Genomic DNA, 15,538 nt, shown 5'->3' with positions numbered 1-15,538 from the left:
CCCTGGATCTGTGTTTCGACGCCGAAATCCTGGGGCCGCTTCGCAGCCCATCGCGACGCAAGGCCGCTCCTACACAAAGCAACCGCCGCTCAGCGCTATCTCTTCTATTAATAGACCCTGGTTATAGCCAAAACCAATCGCCAGCATCAGGTTTGCCAATGAGCCTTTCTGGGGGCCAGCGGTTAGGATTCTCTCCGTCAACTGATTTCAACCCCATGAAGGAGCGTCTCTCATGCCTATCATCAACAGCCAGGTCAAACCGTTCAACGCCACCGCCTTCCACAACGGCGAATTCGTTCAGGTAAGCGAAGCCGACCTGAAAGGCAAGTGGTCTGTCGTGTTCTTCTACCCGGCCGACTTCACCTTCGTTTGCCCGACCGAGCTGGGTGACCTTGCTGACAACTACGCAGAGTTCCAGAAGCTCGGCGTGGAAATCTACGGCGTGTCCACCGACACCCACTTCACCCACAAAGCCTGGCACGACACCTCGGAAACCATCGGCAAGATCAAGTACCCGCTGATCGGTGACCCGACCCACGTCATCTCGCGCAACTTCGACGTGCTGATCGAAGAAGCCGGCCTGGCCGATCGCGGTACCTTCGTGATCAACCCGGAAGGCCAGATCAAGATCGTCGAAATCAACGACGGTGGTGTAGGCCGTGATGCCAGCGAACTGCTGCGCAAGGTCAAGGCTGCCCAGTACGTCGCTGCCCACCCAGGCGAAGTCTGCCCGGCCAAGTGGAAAGAAGGCGAAGCTACCCTGGCGCCATCCCTGGACCTGGTCGGCAAGATCTGATCGTCGTCCGATAAGTGCCTGCGCGACGATCATGCTGCGTTGAAACTCATCGCCGTTCGGCACTTCACGAACGAATAGACGTTATGCGCCAGTCGAGGGCGGTAAGCAGCCGCCAAAGCTGAAGTACTTACCGCCCCGCCAAACGCCCGGGCGCTGTTGCCTGGGCGTTTTTGTATCTGCAGATTGAAAAAGGAATCGCCCGTATGTTGGACGCCACGCTTAAATCGCAACTGAAAACCTACCTGGAGCGGGTCACCCAGCCGATCGAGATCGTTGCTTCCCTCGACGACGGCGCGAAATCCCGCGAATTGCACGACCTGCTGGTGGAAATCGCCGGCCTGTCGAACCTGATTACCCTGCGCGCGGACGGGACCGACGCTCGTCGACCATCGTTCTCGCTCAATCGCCCTGGGGCTGACATCAGCCTGCGTTTCGCCGGCATCCCCATGGGCCATGAATTCACCTCCCTGGTGCTGGCGCTGCTGCAAGTCGGTGGCCACCCGTCCAAGGCCAGCGCCGAAGTGATCGAGCAGATCCAAGGGCTGCAAGGCGAATTCACCTTTGAAACCTACTTCTCGCTGTCGTGCCAGAACTGCCCGGACGTGGTCCAGGCGCTGAACCTGATGGCGGTGCTCAACCCCAACGTGCGCCACGTCGCCATCGACGGCGCGCTGTTCCAGGACGAAGTCGAATCGCGCAAAGTCATGGCGGTACCGAGCATCTACCTGAACGGTGAAGTGTTCGGCCAGGGCCGCATGGGCCTGGAAGAGATTCTGGGCAAGATCGACACCAGTGCCGGCAGCCGCCAGGCCGAAAAGATCAACGCCAAGGACGCTTTCGATGTATTGATCGTCGGCGGTGGCCCGGCCGGCGCTGCGGCCGCGATCTATGCCGCGCGTAAAGGTATCCGTACCGGTGTTGCCGCCGAGCGTTTCGGCGGCCAGGTGCTCGACACCCTGGCCATCGAGAACTTTATCTCGGTGCAGGAAACCGAAGGGCCGAAACTGGCCACTGCGCTGGAAGAACACGTCAAGCAGTACGACGTCGACATCATGAACCTGCAGCGCGGTGAAGCGCTGATCCCGGCCACCGATGGCGGCCTGCACGAAGTGCGTCTGGCGGGCGGTGCGTCGCTCAAGGCCAAGACCGTGATCCTGGCCACCGGTGCACGCTGGCGCGAAATGAACGTGCCGGGCGAGCAGCAATACCGTGCCCGGGGCGTGGCTTACTGCCCGCACTGTGATGGCCCACTGTTCAAGGGCAAGCGTGTGGCGGTGATCGGCGGCGGCAACTCGGGCGTGGAAGCGGCCATCGATTTGGCGGGCATCGTCGCCCAGGTGACCCTGATCGAGTTCGACAGCCAGTTGCGTGCCGACGCCGTGTTGCAACGCAAGCTGCACAGCCTGCCGAACGTCAAGGTGATCACCCGCGCACTGACCACCGAAGTGGTCGGCGATGGTGAGAAGGTGACGGGGTTGCGCTACAAGGATCGCGCCAGCGATGAGCTGCATGACCTGGCGCTGGAAGGCATCTTCGTGCAGATCGGCCTGTTGCCCAATACCGACTGGCTCAAAGGCACCGTCGAACTGTCGCCGCGTGGCGAGATCATTGTCGATGCCAAGGGCGCGACCAACATCCCCGGCGTGTTTGCCGCGGGTGATGTGACCACCGTGCCGTACAAACAGATCGTCATTGCGGTGGGTGAGGGCGCCAAGGCTTCGCTGGCGGCCTTCGACCACCTGATTCGGGCTTCGGCCCCGGCGTAAGTCAGCAGCAGCCTGAGGGTGTCTATCATTACCCCAGACACCCTCAGGAACCTCACCATGACCCTGATCAGCCGCGAACCCTGGTGGCTAGTGCCACCCAAGCCCGGGCAGAAAGAGCAGGACCTACACTGGGGCTACCTGGAAATCTACGCCGACGGCCGCACCGTGTTCGTCGACCAGCGCCCCAGTGAGCGGGAGCTGGCCGAGCGCAAGAGCTGTCGCAATTTCCCCGACCCCGAGCACTAATGGCTCAGCCTTCGAGTTCGGCCAGGCGCGCCTCCAGCGCTGCAATCCGGGCTTCCAAGGCCTCCATGCGCTCTTCGGAAACACTGCCACCGCTGCTGCGGGCACCGCCTTCCTGTTGGCGTGAGGCCATGATCGCTTCGATTTCTGCCGGGTCGCCCAATGCATGGGTATAGCGGTCTTCGCGCTGGCCTGCCTGGCGCGGCAGGTGCAGGGCAAGGTCCCTTGAAATCAGGCGTTCCAGCTGGTGCTGGATCTGCTCGGTGTCATCGAATTCATGCAGGCGGTTGCTGCGGCTGAGCAACTCGTTGAGGGTTTGCGGGCCGCGCAAGAACATCAGGCCCATCAGCACCAGTTGCGCCGGCACCAATTCCAGGGCCTTGTCCACCCGCTGCTCCCAGCGGTCGGCGCGGCTGCCCATCTGCAAGCGGGTCATGCCTTGGCCTTCGAGCGCCCGCAGGGCCTGGCCGACCTGGCCTTGGGTGAGGTTCATCACCGGTTCCCGGCTGGTCTTCTGGTTGCAGGCCAGGACCAGGGCATTGAGGGTCAGTGGGTAGCTTTCCGGGCTGGTGGCCTGCTTTTCGATCAGCGAGCCGAGAATGCGGATCTCGGTGCTGTTGAAACGGCCTTCACCTACGGTTTCGTGTTCGGACATGGCCCTGTCTCATTGCGAGGAAAAGGCCACTAGCGTAGGTAAAGCCGTTGATTAAGGCAATTGGGGCCGCAACACGGCCCCGACAGCCTCACGCCCCGCGTCGCTCCTCAGCCTGGCACGCCGCCGCCGTGAACAGCACGTCGGTCGACGAATTCAGCGCAGTCTCCGCCGAGTCCTGCAGCACACCAATGATGAAGCCCACCGCAACCACTTGCATGGCAATCTCGCTGGGGATGCCGAACAGGCTGCACGCCAGCGGGATCAACAACAGCGAACCACCTGCCACGCCCGAGGCACCGCACGCACAGACAGCCGCCACCACGCTGAGCAGCACGGCAGTCGGCAGGTCGACCGGGATACCCAGGGTATGCACCGCGGCCAGGGTCAGTACGGTGATGGTGATCGCTGCGCCCGCCATGTTGATGGTCGCGCCCAGCGGGATCGACACCGAATAGGTGTCTTCATGCAGGCCAAGGCGCTCCGACAGGGCCAGGTTGACCGGGATGTTGGCCGCCGAGCTGCGGGTGAAGAACGCCGTGATACCGCTCTCGCGCAGGCACAGCAGGGTCAGCGGGTACGGGTTGCGGCGAATCTTCCAGAACACGATCAGCGGGTTCATCACCAGGGCCACGAACAGCATGCAGCCAATCAGCACGGCCAGCAGGTGCAGGTAGCCGAGCAGGGCTTCGAGGCCTGACTGGGCGAGGGTGGCGCTGACCAGGCCGAAGATGCCCAAGGGCGCGAAACGGATGACCACGCGCACGATCAAGGTAACCCCGTTGGACAGGTCCTCGACCACGGTGCGGGTGGTTTCGCCGGCATGGCGCAGCGCCACGCCCAGGCCAATCGCCCAGGTCAGCACGCCAATGAAGTTGGCATTGAGCAAGGCGTTGACCGGGTTGTCGACCGCGCTCAGCAGCAGGTTCTGCAGGACCTCGGCGATACCGCCCGGCGCACTCAGCGTGGTATCGCCGGCACTCAGCACCAGGTGGGATGGGAACAGCATGCTGGCCACCACGGCCACCACCGATGCGGCGAAGGTGCCCAGCAGGTACAGCCACAGGATCGGGCGTATGTGGGTTTCCTGGCCGTGGCGGTGGTTGGCGATCGAGGCCATGACCAGAATGAACACCAGAATGGGTGCCACCGCCTTGAGGGCGCTGACGAACACCTTGCCGAGGAACGCCAGGTCGCGGGCGACGTCGGGTGCGAGCAGCGCCAGGGCGATGCCGGCCAGCAGGCCGATGACGATCTGCGTCACCAGGCTGGTGCGGTTGAGAAGGCGGAAGAAGGGGGTCATATGCAGCGATATCCCGGCATGTTCAAAAAGGGCGAAACTTTACCATAGACCTTTGTCGGGCAGGTTCGCGGTCTTCAGGGTTCACGCGCGAAGCGGCGAGCACATCACCAGTGGAACAACTCCCGTCGCGCCCCCTCGGTAATGGCGACGATCCCTGGGTGCTTGACCTTGCGCTCCACCGAAATGGCATAGAACGACTCATGCACCGCTTCGGTCTGCCCGATCAGTTGCACGCCATACTGGCGGCACACTTCCTCGGCGATCACGCTGGGCGCCACGAAGATGCCGCTGCCCGATTGGCCAAACGCCTGCATCAAGGCGCTGTCGTCGAACTCGCCAACGATCCGCGGCTGTACCTGCTGTTCCCCCAGCCAGCGCAGCAAACGGCTACGCACCACGGTCTCCTGGCCCGGAATCAACAGCGGTGCATCGTCCAGGCAGGCAGGGAAGGGCCCGGCAAGGCGTTGCGCCAACGCCTGGGTGGCGAAGAAACTCAGGCCACACTCGCCGAGCTTCTGGCTGTAGCCCTTAATATCCAGGTGGTTGGGCATCGGGCTGTCGGAAATGACCAGGTCCAGGCGCTGAATCGCCAGGTCCGCAAGCAGCCGCTCGAGTTTGTCTTCCCGGCAATTGATGCGCAGCACCTCGTCCAGCTCCATGGTCGGCGCCAGCAGGCGATAGACGATGGATTTGGGGACCACGTCGGCCACCCCCACGCGAAACAGAATCTGCTCTTGCGGGCCGGCGCGCAGCATGGCTTCCAGCTCGCCGCCGAGCTGGAACATCTGCTCGGCATACACCAGGGTCTGGCGGCCGGTCTCGGTCAGCTCCAACTGCCGACCGACCCGCTGGAACAATTCAAGGCCATACGTCTGCTCGAACAGGCTGATCTGCCCGCTGATGGTCTGCGGGGTGAGGTTCAACTGCTCGCTGGCACGCGCGATGCTGCCGGTCTTGGCCACGGCCCAGAAGTAGTGCAACTGGCGATAGTTGAGCATCGGTGTATTTCTCGATTCGTAAAAGCCGAAGTATAACCGCTGAAAATACGAATTTTCCTGATGTATTCGCCTCTCTAGAATGCGACTCCATGAGGCGCGTTGCGCGCCGCCGGAATATCGACAAGCGAGGAACCCATGTTGCAGCTTAAATCCATTGGCACGCCTTTGGTGCTGGCCCTGGCCCTGTTCACCCTGGCCGGCTGCGATCAGGCTGAAAAATCTGCCCAGCAGATGCTCGACCAAGCCGCCCAGTCGGCCAAGCAGGCCATCGACAAGACCAACGAAGCGGCCCAGCAGGCCCTGAGCGATGCCATCGGCAGCGAAGGCCAGCCGCCCAAAGATGCTGAAAAGCACGAAAAGACCCAGGACATCTGACCCCAAGACCCGATGCAGGATTGATTAAATGGAATATTTGCTGGAACTCGCCGCAAGCCCGACCGCCTGGGTCGCCCTCGCCACCTTGGTGGCCATGGAGATCGTGCTCGGCATCGACAACCTGATCTTCATCTCCATCCTGACCAACAAGCTACCCATGGAATACCGTTCCAAGGCGCGGCGCATTGGTATCAGCATGGCCCTGGTCATGCGCCTGGCGCTGCTCAGCACCGTGGCCTGGATCGTGCAACTGACCGAGCCGGTGATCGATGTGTTCGGCCACAGCTTCTCGTGGAAGGACATGATTCTGATCGCAGGTGGCTTGTTCCTGCTGTGGAAGGCCACCAAGGAAATCCACGAGAACGTCGACCCGCATGGTGCCAAGGAAGAGTCCAAGGCCGGTTCCACCATCACCTTGGGCTTTGCCGCAGCCATCGGCCAGATCCTGCTGCTGGATATCGTCTTCTCGATCGACAGCATCATTACCGCCGTGGGTATGACCGAGCACCTGCCGATCATGATCATTGCCGTGATCGCTGCCGTGATCGTGATGCTGGTGGCGGCCGACCCGCTGGCCAAGTTCATCAATGACAACCCGACCGTGGTGATGCTGGCCCTGGGCTTCCTGATCATGATCGGCATGACCCTGATCGCCGAAGGCATGGGGGCTCATGTACCGAAAGGGTATGTGTACGCAGCGATGGCCTTCTCGACCTTGATCGAGGTCCTCAACATCATGGCCCGTCGGGCGCGGCTCAAGCGCGAAGCGGCAGAAGGTTGATGTAAAAGGCGCAGGCCCACCGCTGGCCTTGAAGCCAGGGGTGGGCCCTGCGAATGGACCATCACAAAAGCGTGAGTTTAATGCGCCTCCACTTGCCGCCGTACCCTGTGCCCAACTTGAGGTTTGGCCAGGCCCTGCGGGGGCAGGGAGTGATGATGGGAATGACGCCGCACGATACGCAGTACACCCCACAGCATGGCGGCTGCGACGCTCAGCCACATACCTACCAGCATGAGGATTGCCAGGGTCAGGCTCATGTGTGCCTCCTTCTCTCGGGCAAGCGCGCTGTCAGCCAGGGCTCGCCTTACAGACACTGCTTTAGTCTAGCTCGACCCGTGTGACGTTCCATTGATCAAAGGTCTATTGCTTGGTCCGATTGGCTACAAGCCTGTGTCGGACTATACCCGCGCACCTGTGGGCCCTATGATCTGAGCCCAGAGCCGGGCGCTGCCTGCCTGGCATCGGAACAAGCGAGTGCCCATGGAGCAAGTTTCCTTCAAACCGCTGGCCTCAGCCCCCCGGCGGCTGCTGCTGGTCTGCCTGATGGCGGCCAGCCTGGCCGGTTGTGCCAGCGCACCGCCCGCGAACCTGAAAGGCCTGCCGCAGCGGGTCGAGATCAGCAGCGTGCCGTTTTACCGTGGCAATGCCAACCACAGCGGCGCCATGGCCCTGGCAGCGCTGCTTTCGCAGCAGGGGGCGCCGATCACGCCAGGCCTGCTGGACAAACCATTGAACCTGCCCCAGGGCGCCGAAACGCTGGACACCAGCATCCCCCGCGTGGCGCGTGACTACGGCATGGTAGTGTACGCGCTGGACAAGCAGATGGACGCCTTGCTGACGCAGGTGGCGGCGGGCAACCCGGTATTGCTGCGTTACGAGGAGGGTTCAGCCTGGTGGAGCGAGCCACGCTACGCGGTGCTGATCGGTTATGACCGCTACAAGCAGCGGGTACTGTTGCGCTCAGGCATGCACCGCAGGCAACTGATGGCCTTTGATGATTTTGCTTCGGCCTGGGCCAAGCAGGGCAGTTGGGCGGTGCTGGTGCAATCGCCGCGGCAACTGCCCGCCCAGGTAGACCGGCAACGCTGGTTGCAGGCGGCTGACGAACTGGCCCGAGCAGGGCAGGAAATCGCCGCGAAGCAGGCCGTGAACAGCCTGGGGCGGTGAACGCACACCGGCCTCGCGAAGAGGCCGGTGTTAGGTTAACGAGGCATCAATCAGAAGCCCAGGCGGTCACGCAGGCTGTAGTACCAGGCACCGATGGCGCTGAATGGCACACGCAGCATCTGGCCACCCGGGAACGGGTAGTGCGGCAGGCCTGCGAACGCATCGAAACGCTCGGCCTGGCCACGCAGCGCCTCGGCCAGCACCTTGCCTGCCAGGTGCGTGTAGGTGACGCCGTGGCCCGAGCAGCCCTGGGAGTAATAGATGTTGTCGCCGATGCGGCCAACCTGCGGCAGGCGCGACAGGGTCAGCAGGAAGTTGCCGGTCCAGGCGTAATCGATCTTCACGTTCTGCAACTGCGGGAAGGCCTTGAGCATCTTCGGACGGATGATTGCCTCGATGTTCGCCGGGTCACGCGCGCCGTAGACCACGCCGCCGCCGAAGATCAGGCGCTTGTCGCTGGTCAGGCGGTAGTAGTCGAGCAGGTAGTTGCAGTCTTCGACACAGTAATCCTGCGGCAGCAGGGTACGTGCCAGGTCATCGCTCAGGGGCTCGGTGGTGATCACCTGGGTGCCGCACGGCATGGACTTGGCGGCCAGCTCTGGCACCAGGTTGCCCAGGTAGGCGTTACCGGCGACGATGATGAACTTGGCGCGCACCTTGCCTTGCGGTGTGTGCACGACCGGGTTGGCGCCACGCTCGATACGGATGGCCGGGGTCTGCTCATAGATGATGCCGCCCAGCGACTCGACCGCGGCCGCTTCGCCCAGGGCCAGGTTCAGCGGGTGGATGTGGCCGCCGCTCATGTCCAGCATGCCGCCGATGTAGCTGTCGCATGCGACTACTTCACGGATGCGCTTCTGGTCCATCAGCTCGAGCTGGTTGTGGCCGAAGCGTTCCCACAGGCGCTTTTGCGACTCCAGGTGGCCCATCTGTTTAGGGGTGATGGCTGCGAACACGCCACCGTCTTTCAGGTCGCACTGGATATTGTACTTGGCGACACGCTCACGAATGATGCGGCCACCTTCGAATGCCATCTGGCCCAGCAGTTGTGCCTGCTTGGGGCCGACGGTGCGCTCGATCACGTCGATGTCACGGCTGTAGCTGTTGACGATCTGGCCGCCGTTGCGGCCGGACGCGCCAAAACCAACCTTGGCGGCTTCGACGATGCTGACCTTGAAGCCGTTTTCCAGCAGGAACAAGGCGCTGGACAGGCCGGTGTAGCCGGCACCGATGATGCACACATCGGTTTCCACCTCACCCTGCAGCGCCGGACGTGGCGGCACCGGGTTAGCCGAGGCGGCGTAGTAGGACTGGGGGTAGGGGGTGTTGGCCATGCTCGAGAAACCTCGTGTGTTATATTTTTAACGAATGTAGCGATGCTATCAATAATAATAAACACCCGCTAGTCGTCCGTTGAAAATCCTTTACCCGGCCGTCGCCGAAGCCTTCCTATAAAGAGGTTAAGATTCAGTAAGTTAGCGCGAAAAAAAGTGTTGACATGGTTTTCGGAGTGCGTAGAATGCGCACCACACGACAGGCACATAGCTCAGTTGGTTAGAGCACCACCTTGACATGGTGGGGGTCGTTGGTTCGAGTCCAATTGTGCCTACCAAATCGAAGAAGGGGCAATCCGAAAGGGTTGCCCCTTTTTTCATTGGGCGGCCTTGCGGGGGCGTCGATCCGGTCGAAAAGGGGCATGAAGCAGCCCCTCCGGTCAAAACCGAAAGTTTTTGATTTTTCTGAAAAAAAAGCTTTACAGGTACGCATTCGATCACTAATATGCGCACCACACGACAGGCACATAGCTCAGTTGGTTAGAGCACCACCTTGACATGGTGGGGGTCGTTGGTTCGAGTCCAATTGTGCCTACCAAATCGAAAAAGGGCGATCCACACGGATCGCCCTTTTTTATTGCCCGCTAAACGGCTGCCGGTAACCACAACGCCAGTTGTGGAAAGGCGATCAACAGCGCGATCAGCACCAGCAACGCCAGGCAGAACGGCAGCGCGCCGTACACCACGTCCATGAAGTTGCCCCGGCCACGAATGCTCTGCACCACGAACAGGTTCATGCCGAACGGTGGCGTAATCTGGCCCATCTCGCACAGCACGATCAACACCACCCCAAACCACAACGGATCGAAACCCAGTGCGACGATGATCGGTACGATCAGCGGCGCGGTGGTGATCAACATGGCCAGCGTGTCCATGAAGCAACCCAGCACGATGTAGAACAGGATGATCGCCAGCAGTGTGGCCGTGGGGGAAAGGTTCAGGTCAGTGACAAAATGGACCAGCGTGGTGGTCAGGCCAATGGAGGCCAGCACAAAGTTGAGAAAGAACGCCGACAGGGTGATGAACATGATCATGCCGGTGGTGCGCAGGGTTGCCTCGAACGCCTGACCGAGGCTCTGCCAGGTGATTGCCCGGCGCCATAGGCCCAGGCCCAAGGCGCTCAGCACACCCAGCGCTGCCGACTCGCTGGCGGTGGCGAAGCCGCTGTAGATCGAACCGATCACCAGGGCGAAGATCGCCAGTGGCGGCAACAGGTCAGGGAGGCAGGCCAGGCGCTCGGCCCAGCGCGTAGGCGCCTTGCGGCCGTCCAGCTGTGGCCGAATCAGGCAGGCCAGTACGATCAACGCGATAAACAGCACGCTCAGGATGATGCTGGGAACGGTCGCGGCCAGGTACAGCTTGGGCACTGACACGTTGGCGATCAGGGCAAACAGGATCATGTTGATCGAAGGCGGAATCAGGATGCCCAGTGTGCCACCGGCGGCAATCGAGCCGAGAAACAGCGGCGCGTTGTAGCCTTTGCGTTCCTGCTCGGGGATGGCCAGGGTCGAGAGGGTGGCCGCAGTCGCCACGCTGGAGCCGCTGGTGGTGGCGAACAGTGCGCTGGCGCCGATGTTCGAATTCATCAAGCCACCTGGCAGCCACGACAGCCACTTTTCGACGGCCTGGTACATGCGCCCGGCCACGCCTGAGCACACCAGCAGTTCGCCCATCAGGATGTACAAAGGGATTGCCACCAGAAGGAATTCGCTACTGGTATTCCAGGCAATTTCACCCATGGCGCTGCTTAACGGCAATGTCGAGAACAACTGCGACAGGGACATGCCCAGCAGGCCGACACTGACTGCAGCGGCCACGCTAAGCGCCAGCAGTGCGAGCAGCACGATCAGGGTGAGGCTCAGCATGGTTTGTGCCCCGTGCCAGCAGCGGGGCTGCCGGGGTAGCGTTCCTGCTGGATATCTTCCTCCACCGAGTTGATGCCGATCAGTTTGCTGACAGCGTGCCAGCGGCCGTGCAGCAAGTGGCGGGTGCAGGTGACCACCAGGCTCGACAAAGTCAGGGCAAAGAACACGTAGCCGCCGAACCAGAGCGATTGAGGCAGCCATTGTGGTACCTGCAGTGGCGTGTTTGACACTGAACGGTATTCGATGGAGTCCCACAGCACGTTCCACGCGTGGTAGGCCAATGTGCTGGCAAGCACCAGCATGCAGGCGAGGGCGAACAGGTCGAGAGCGACCCTGGGGCGCAGGCCAAGGCGGGTGTAGAGGATGTCCACGCGGATGTGCGCGCGCTTCAGCAAGGTGACCGGGAGCGCCCAGGCGCTGGTGATCGCCAGCACGTAACCGGCTATTTCGTCGGCGCCGCCCATGGAGATGCCCAGGGCCTTGCGCAAGATCAGGTCGATGCCAATCAGAAGGGCGCAGGTGAGCAGCGCGAAGCCGCCGACCCAGGTACTGGCCTTGGCAATGGCGCTGATGGCTCCCATGCCTGAGCGGGCGGTGTGCATGTGGGTAGTCTCCGAAGCAGGGTGGCTCATGGGGCCAGGCGCATGCCGATGGCATCGCCCACGGTGGCATTCCAGCGTGCCACGCAGGGGCCGCCGCAGCGTTTGCCCCAGTCGTTGGCGATGGTCAGTGCGGCCTGGCGCAGGGTCTGCTGCTCTGCTGCGGTCGGGGCCGAGGCGGTCATGTGTGCGGGGTGATGAATCTGGCAGTCAGGGCCGCCGACATTGCAGGCCTGGGCATAACGGTTCTCGTTGGCGGTCGCTTGCCACAGGGCCTGCTCCAGCACTTGCGATTGCACCTGCAGCAATTGCTGCACCTCGGGCGGCAATTGCTGCCAGCGCTTCAGGCCGATGCCATAGAAGCCGATCGACCAATCCACGGGCAGGTTGTAAAGGTAGCCTGCAACGTCGTACCACTTGGCGGCGTTGCCCGAGCCAATGCCGGTGATGGCGCAGTCGATGACGCCGGTTTGCATGGCGGTTACCACCTCGGCAAAGGGCAGGGTGACGGGCGCCGCGCCCATGGCCTTGACCAGCTCGGCCATATTGCGCCCGCGAGTGCGCACTTTCCTGCCCTTCAAGTCAGCCAGCGAGTGCACGGCATCGCGGCAAAAGAAGACCTGCGCGGTATAGGGGACGGTGGCCAGCAACTTGATGCCGTGACGCTCGGCCATGCGTTGTTCGAGCACCGGCTTGTAGGCGTTGGCGACCCTTTGGGCGGTGTCGATGGTGTCGGCCAGGCCGGGCAGGTCCACACCTTCGAAGGTGGCATCGTCGCCGGCGACGAAGGCGAACACGCCCATGCCGATATCGACTGCGCCAAAGCGCATCAGGCGAATGATCTCCGGGCCTTTCAGGCCACTTTCCGACAACCCCAGCAGTTGCGCGGTGACCCTGCCTTGCGAGCGCGCGGGCAACGTCTGATTCCAGAACGGCTGTTCAACCGCCCGGAACGTGTAGTTGTGGCTGCCACCGCCCACCACGTTGAAGCGCATCACGGGGTAGTCTTGCGCGCGCGCCAGCGAGGTACCGAGCAGCGCGCCGAACGCCAGGGGGATGAGCAGCGAGCTGAGTTTCACGGTAGTCCTCTTGTGCTTGTTCGGGAGCTACTTTGGGGCTGTTCGATCAACGAGGGCGGGACGCGGCCTCAATGGTGGTTCGCGAGCCGACGATATCAGGGAATTTCTCACCCTTGGCCAGCCGCGCCAGCGTGTGCTTTTCGTTGTGCTGAAAGTCGATGGCCCGCTGAGCCATTTCGATCACCTGGCCGGGGCGCAGAAACACCATGCCGTTTTCGTCTGCCACCACCGCATCGCCGGGGTGGACAATCACCCCGCCACATTGGATGGCGGTACAGAACTCGCCTTCCAGGCCCATCACGCGGGTGGTAATCGCGCTGGCACCGCGTGACCACACTGGCACACCATGCTCGCGTATTTCGCCCAGGTCGGTGACGTAGCCGTCGACGATGATCCCCGCCACGCCAGCCTGCTTGGCGGCGTAGGCCATGGCGCCGCCAAGGGCGGCGGTCATGCGTTCACCGCAGCGGTCCACCACCAGAAAGTCGCCTGGGCGCACGCAGCCCATGGCGTAATGCAGAATCCCGCCATCGTTGCCTGGCATCCTCACGGTCACCGCAGTACCCACGGCCCTGACATTCTGAAAGTGTGCCTTGATGTGCGGGTTGGCAATACCGTGGGTAATGAAGTGGCCGATGGTCGCCGGTTCGGCGTTGATCAAGACTTCAAGTTCAGCGGCGCTGATCGGGGCGGGCAGTGCTTCGATAATATACATAGGGTGTTGTTATTAGGCCGGATGCTTTTTCGAAGGGTTTCGGTCATCCTAACAAGCACGCTTAACGGTCGATAATAAAAATCCGTAAGCAGTAACCGGAGCAGTTTTTATCATGCGTATCACGCTGATGCAGATCGAGGCGTTCTACTGGACCGCCCGCCTCGGGGGCGTTCATGCCGCCTCCCGTCATCTTCACCTGACGCAACCTGCAGTGTCGGCGCGGATCAAGGAAATGGAATCGCTGCTCAGCGTCAAGTTGTTCGACCGCAGCAAGCAACGCATGAGCCTTACCGCAGATGGCCATACCGCTTTGCGCCACGCCGAACAGGTGCTCAACAACAGCACGCAACTCGAGCAGTTTGCCGCGCAGCAGAAAAAGCACCGGCGCTTGCGCCTGGGCGCGGACGAATGTTCGGCGATGGTCGGGCTGACGGCGGTAATCAGCGATATAAAGGCGCACTTCCCCGAGATCACCCTGGAGATATCCATCGATGTCGGTGCGGTGCTCAACCGCAAGCTGAACGACCACGAACTCGACATCGCGCTGCTGACCAACCCGGCCACGCGTGAGGATGTAACCGATGTATTCCTTGGGTGGATGACCTTCCAGTGGGTGGCGGCGCGGCACCTGGACGTGGCCCCGGGGCCTTTTCTGGCGCAGCAGGCCCGGCAATATTCGATTGTCACCCACAGTGCGCCCTCGACACTGTATTCAGTGGTGGACCGCTGGCTGAAGGAAAGTGGCTCGGTCAGCCATGCCTTTCATTCGAGCAACTCGCTGGCCTTTATTGCCAAGATGGTAGCGGCAGGGCATGCCATTGGTATTTTGCCGGTACCCTTGATTCGCGACCTGCTGGCTGTCGATTTGTTGAAGACATTACCGTGCGATCCGCCGATCCCGCCGGCCAAGTTCTGCCTGTCTTATTTGACCGAACGCCCGGATATGCAACTTGATACCTTGGTTTCGATTATCCGGGCGACCTTGGTCAAACAGAATTTTCTGGTCGATTGATCAAACCGGGTGTGCCCGGCCGCGGCGCAGGCGCCTTGGCCGGGCCGGCGTTCAGGCCAGTGCGCGTTTAACGGCCGAGATCTGTTGCCCGGCCTGGTTGAGCCAGGACAGGTCGCTGCCCATCAACAGCATGTCGCTGCCCATTTCGATGAGGCGCTGCGCGGTGGCCTGGTCTGCGGGGAAGCACGGCACCATGACCTGGATCGCGCGGGCATGGCACTTCTCGATCAGCAGCTCAAGGCGTTGCAGCACTTCGGGGTTGCCAAGGCGGTAGTCGACCGGCAAATGTCGCGACAATGAATAATCGGCAGGGCCGAAGTGCACGGCGTCGATGCCCTCCACGTCGAGTATTTCATCGATGTTGTCAAAGAACTCGTAACTTTCGGCCATCGGCACGATCACGCTGCGGGTATTTTCGGCCTGGGTGTAGGTGGCCCAGTCGAAGCCGGGCCCGGCGAACCCTGCCGAGCGCACCGAACTGTCACCGCCGCGGCGTCCCAGCGGGGGGAACTTGCTGTAGCGGATGATTTCGCGCATCTGCGCCGCCGTGTGGACCTGCGGCACGATCACGCCCGAAGCGCCCATCTCCAGCGCCTTGCGGATGTCCCACTCCAGCGTGCCACGCACCCGTACAAGGCAGGGGATGGCCGTGCTGTTGGCGGCCAGCAAGAGCTTCTCCATGTGGCTGTCGACACCCAGCGCAGTGTGCTCGGCATCGATGAAGACGAAGTCCAGGCCCCAGTTGCCGGCCACCTCGATGGGCATGCAGGCCGTACTGTAAATGTTCATGCCGAAGGTAGCACCGCGTGCCATGCGCGCCTTCAGCGTTGTGTGTGTGATGTTTGGGTTCATG

The 15,538-nt window shown here is 61.9% G+C and carries 17 protein-coding genes and 2 tRNA genes; 9 read left to right on the top strand and 10 right to left on the bottom strand.

The window, feature by feature from the left end; translation table 11 throughout:
- Positions 1-232 precede the first annotated feature (232 nt).
- From ahpC to HU766_RS19630, 3 genes are all read left to right on the top strand, one after another.
- Positions 233-796: an alkyl hydroperoxide reductase subunit C gene (gene ahpC, locus HU766_RS19640; RefSeq protein WP_033696855.1), complete on the top strand. Its 564-nt coding sequence runs from the start codon at positions 233-235 to the stop codon at positions 794-796.
- Positions 797-999: 203 nt separating this feature from the next.
- Entirely contained in the window at positions 1,000-2,562 is a 1,563-nt protein-coding gene (ahpF, locus tag HU766_RS19635; protein WP_033696856.1) for an alkyl hydroperoxide reductase subunit F, read from the top strand.
- 57 nt (positions 2,563-2,619) lie between these two features.
- Positions 2,620-2,808 carry a hypothetical protein gene (locus HU766_RS19630; RefSeq protein ID WP_186659889.1) on the top strand — a complete coding sequence of 63 codons (189 nt, stop codon included), beginning with the start codon at positions 2,620-2,622 and terminating at the stop codon, positions 2,806-2,808.
- A 4-nt stretch (positions 2,809-2,812) separates the two neighbouring features.
- Here the strand turns inward: HU766_RS19630 and HU766_RS19625 are convergent, their stop codons facing one another.
- From HU766_RS19625 to nhaR, 3 genes are all read right to left on the bottom strand, one after another.
- Positions 2,813-3,460, bottom strand: coding sequence for a DUF480 domain-containing protein (locus HU766_RS19625; RefSeq protein ID WP_186659887.1), 648 nt, complete (start codon positions 3,458-3,460; stop codon positions 2,813-2,815).
- A gap of 88 nt (positions 3,461-3,548) precedes the next feature.
- Complete coding sequence (sstT, locus tag HU766_RS19620; RefSeq protein ID WP_186659885.1) at positions 3,549-4,760, bottom strand: serine/threonine transporter SstT; 1,212 nt, start codon at positions 4,758-4,760, stop codon at positions 3,549-3,551.
- A 104-nt stretch (positions 4,761-4,864) separates the two neighbouring features.
- Positions 4,865-5,758 (bottom strand): transcriptional activator NhaR, encoded by an 894-nt coding sequence (gene nhaR, locus HU766_RS19615; RefSeq protein WP_033696862.1) that lies wholly within the window; start codon positions 5,756-5,758, stop codon positions 4,865-4,867.
- Positions 5,759-5,893: 135 nt separating this feature from the next.
- Between nhaR and HU766_RS19610 the strand changes: the two genes are divergently transcribed.
- Both HU766_RS19610 and HU766_RS19605 read left to right on the top strand, forming a co-directional pair.
- Positions 5,894-6,133, top strand: a complete 240-nt coding sequence (locus HU766_RS19610) for a hypothetical protein (protein WP_033696863.1) — start codon at positions 5,894-5,896, stop codon at positions 6,131-6,133.
- 28 nt (positions 6,134-6,161) lie between these two features.
- The gene (locus HU766_RS19605; RefSeq protein WP_033696865.1) at positions 6,162-6,914 is read left to right on the top strand and encodes a TerC family protein; all 753 of its coding nucleotides are present in this window, start codon (positions 6,162-6,164) and stop codon (positions 6,912-6,914) included.
- Positions 6,915-6,991: 77 nt separating this feature from the next.
- Here the strand turns inward: HU766_RS19605 and HU766_RS19600 are convergent, their stop codons facing one another.
- On the bottom strand, positions 6,992-7,171 hold the full coding sequence (locus tag HU766_RS19600; RefSeq protein WP_033696866.1) for a hypothetical protein: 180 nt from the start codon (positions 7,169-7,171) through the stop codon (positions 6,992-6,994).
- Positions 7,172-7,394: 223 nt separating this feature from the next.
- On the opposite strand from HU766_RS19600, the gene HU766_RS19595 reads away from it, so the two are divergent.
- On the top strand, positions 7,395-8,081 hold the full coding sequence (locus HU766_RS19595) for a peptidase C39 family protein (protein ID WP_186659883.1): 687 nt from the start codon (positions 7,395-7,397) through the stop codon (positions 8,079-8,081).
- 50 nt (positions 8,082-8,131) lie between these two features.
- Here the strand turns inward: HU766_RS19595 and HU766_RS19590 are convergent, their stop codons facing one another.
- Entirely contained in the window at positions 8,132-9,415 is a 1,284-nt protein-coding gene (locus HU766_RS19590; protein WP_033696870.1) for an FAD-binding oxidoreductase, read from the bottom strand.
- A gap of 201 nt (positions 9,416-9,616) precedes the next feature.
- On the opposite strand from HU766_RS19590, the gene HU766_RS19585 reads away from it, so the two are divergent.
- Both HU766_RS19585 and HU766_RS19580 read left to right on the top strand, forming a co-directional pair.
- Positions 9,617-9,693: transfer RNA gene (locus HU766_RS19585), tRNA-Val, on the top strand.
- 183 nt (positions 9,694-9,876) lie between these two features.
- Positions 9,877-9,953: transfer RNA gene (locus HU766_RS19580), tRNA-Val, on the top strand.
- A 46-nt stretch (positions 9,954-9,999) separates the two neighbouring features.
- On the opposite strand, the gene HU766_RS19575 is transcribed toward HU766_RS19580, so the two are convergent.
- From HU766_RS19575 to HU766_RS19560, 4 genes are read right to left on the bottom strand one after another with little or no spacing between them, the layout of a single operon-like run.
- The gene (locus HU766_RS19575) at positions 10,000-11,280 is read right to left on the bottom strand and encodes a TRAP transporter large permease (RefSeq protein ID WP_186659881.1); all 1,281 of its coding nucleotides are present in this window, start codon (positions 11,278-11,280) and stop codon (positions 10,000-10,002) included.
- Positions 11,274-11,882, bottom strand: coding sequence for a TRAP transporter small permease (locus HU766_RS19570; protein ID WP_186659879.1), 609 nt, complete (start codon positions 11,880-11,882; stop codon positions 11,274-11,276). Before HU766_RS19570 ends, HU766_RS19575 begins: the two co-directional genes overlap by 7 nt.
- Positions 11,883-11,908: 26 nt before the next feature.
- On the bottom strand, positions 11,909-12,958 hold the full coding sequence (locus HU766_RS19565; RefSeq protein WP_186659877.1) for a TRAP transporter substrate-binding protein DctP: 1,050 nt from the start codon (positions 12,956-12,958) through the stop codon (positions 11,909-11,911).
- Between the two features lie 46 nt (positions 12,959-13,004).
- Complete coding sequence (locus HU766_RS19560; RefSeq protein ID WP_186659875.1) at positions 13,005-13,673, bottom strand: RraA family protein; 669 nt, start codon at positions 13,671-13,673, stop codon at positions 13,005-13,007.
- Between the two features lie 112 nt (positions 13,674-13,785).
- Between HU766_RS19560 and HU766_RS19555 the strand changes: the two genes are divergently transcribed.
- A complete protein-coding gene (locus HU766_RS19555; protein WP_186659873.1) occupies positions 13,786-14,685 on the top strand; it encodes a LysR family transcriptional regulator in 900 nt (299 codons plus the stop codon).
- A gap of 51 nt (positions 14,686-14,736) precedes the next feature.
- On the opposite strand, the gene HU766_RS19550 is transcribed toward HU766_RS19555, so the two are convergent.
- Positions 14,737-15,537 (bottom strand): aldolase/citrate lyase family protein, encoded by an 801-nt coding sequence (locus HU766_RS19550; protein ID WP_095064276.1) that lies wholly within the window; start codon positions 15,535-15,537, stop codon positions 14,737-14,739.
- Position 15,538 lies beyond the last annotated feature (1 nt).

The organism is Pseudomonas sp. SWRI77 (assembly GCF_014269105.1).
GTDB classification, from domain to species: domain Bacteria; phylum Pseudomonadota; class Gammaproteobacteria; order Pseudomonadales; family Pseudomonadaceae; genus Aquipseudomonas; species Aquipseudomonas capeferrum.
Note: the sequence above shows the minus strand (reverse complement) of the source record. Positions and strands in the feature narration are given on the sequence as shown.

Excerpts from the sequence above, each read along its gene's own strand:
- HU766_RS19555 (WP_186659873.1), top strand. The coding sequence starts at position 13,786 with ATGCGTATCACGCTGATGCAGATCGAGGCGTTCTACTGGACCGCCCGC.
- HU766_RS19590 (WP_033696870.1), bottom strand. The coding sequence starts at position 9,415 with ATGGCCAACACCCCCTACCCCCAGTCCTACTACGCCGCCTCGGCTAAC.
- HU766_RS19625 (WP_186659887.1), bottom strand. The coding sequence starts at position 3,460 with ATGTCCGAACACGAAACCGTAGGTGAAGGCCGTTTCAACAGCACCGAG.
- HU766_RS19600 (WP_033696866.1), bottom strand. The coding sequence starts at position 7,171 with ATGAGCCTGACCCTGGCAATCCTCATGCTGGTAGGTATGTGGCTGAGC.
- HU766_RS19570 (WP_186659879.1), bottom strand. The coding sequence starts at position 11,882 with ATGCACACCGCCCGCTCAGGCATGGGAGCCATCAGCGCCATTGCCAAG.
- HU766_RS19575 (WP_186659881.1), bottom strand. The coding sequence starts at position 11,280 with ATGCTGAGCCTCACCCTGATCGTGCTGCTCGCACTGCTGGCGCTTAGC.
- HU766_RS19610 (WP_033696863.1), top strand. The coding sequence starts at position 5,894 with ATGTTGCAGCTTAAATCCATTGGCACGCCTTTGGTGCTGGCCCTGGCC.
- HU766_RS19595 (WP_186659883.1), top strand. The coding sequence starts at position 7,395 with ATGGAGCAAGTTTCCTTCAAACCGCTGGCCTCAGCCCCCCGGCGGCTG.
- ahpC (WP_033696855.1), top strand. The coding sequence starts at position 233 with ATGCCTATCATCAACAGCCAGGTCAAACCGTTCAACGCCACCGCCTTC.
- HU766_RS19605 (WP_033696865.1), top strand. The coding sequence starts at position 6,162 with ATGGAATATTTGCTGGAACTCGCCGCAAGCCCGACCGCCTGGGTCGCC.
- HU766_RS19550 (WP_095064276.1), bottom strand. The coding sequence starts at position 15,537 with ATGAACCCAAACATCACACACACAACGCTGAAGGCGCGCATGGCACGC.
- HU766_RS19630 (WP_186659889.1), top strand. The coding sequence starts at position 2,620 with ATGACCCTGATCAGCCGCGAACCCTGGTGGCTAGTGCCACCCAAGCCC.
- ahpF (WP_033696856.1), top strand. The coding sequence starts at position 1,000 with ATGTTGGACGCCACGCTTAAATCGCAACTGAAAACCTACCTGGAGCGG.
- sstT (WP_186659885.1), bottom strand. The coding sequence starts at position 4,760 with ATGACCCCCTTCTTCCGCCTTCTCAACCGCACCAGCCTGGTGACGCAG.
- nhaR (WP_033696862.1), bottom strand. The coding sequence starts at position 5,758 with ATGCTCAACTATCGCCAGTTGCACTACTTCTGGGCCGTGGCCAAGACC.
- HU766_RS19560 (WP_186659875.1), bottom strand. The coding sequence starts at position 13,673 with ATGTATATTATCGAAGCACTGCCCGCCCCGATCAGCGCCGCTGAACTT.